The organism is Streptomyces griseus subsp. griseus, assembly GCF_000720255.1.
Classification (GTDB): Bacteria; Actinomycetota; Actinomycetes; order Streptomycetales; family Streptomycetaceae; genus Streptomyces; species Streptomyces griseus_I.
On sequence record NZ_JOJE01000149.1, the window covers coordinates 1 to 599 of the forward strand.

1 protein-coding gene is annotated in these 599 nt (G+C 72.3%); it reads left to right on the plus strand.

Translation table 11 applies throughout. The annotated features are described in order from the left end of the window. On the plus strand, positions 1-90 hold a 90-nt coding region (locus IG99_RS48515; protein ID WP_158973394.1), incomplete at its 5' end, for an AbfB domain-containing protein. Positions 91-599 lie beyond the last annotated feature (509 nt).

Here is a 599-nt window from a genome sequence, read left to right on the forward strand (position 1 = left end):
TACATCCGCCACTACGCCTACCAGCTGCGGATCGACCCGATCACCACCACCACGGCACGCGCCGACGCCACCTTCCGCGTCACGAGCTGACCCGGCACCGACGGAGGAGATCGTCCGCTCGCTCGGGGGCACGCGCCGACGGATACCGGGATACAACTGCCGCTGATCCCGGTCCGCTCGGCGAACGAGTGGCGGTGTTCCGGGAGTACCCCCCCGGCGGACGGGGCGACAGAGCCCCGCTGGTGTCCGGGCACGGGGCGGTCCACTGCCGGTGCCATGCGCCTGGGACCACCCGACCTCGTGGGCCCAGGGCACCAACCGGCTCGCCACCTCCCCTGGAGGCGACGAGCAACCAGCCCCGGGTCCGGTGCCGAGGAGAGCCGAATCCGGCACCGGACCCGGAGCGTCGAGGCAACCCGCGCCGTCCGCACCGCAGGACACCGGAGGTTGGTCGACGCGCAGGTCACACCCATCCCGTGAAGGAGTTGTTCATGATCAAGCCACCGTGGATACGCAGCGTCAGACGCGCGCTGCTGGCGGCCGGTGCCACCGCCGCGCTCGCCGCCGGCCTGCTCACCGCCACGGCCACCACCTCGCAG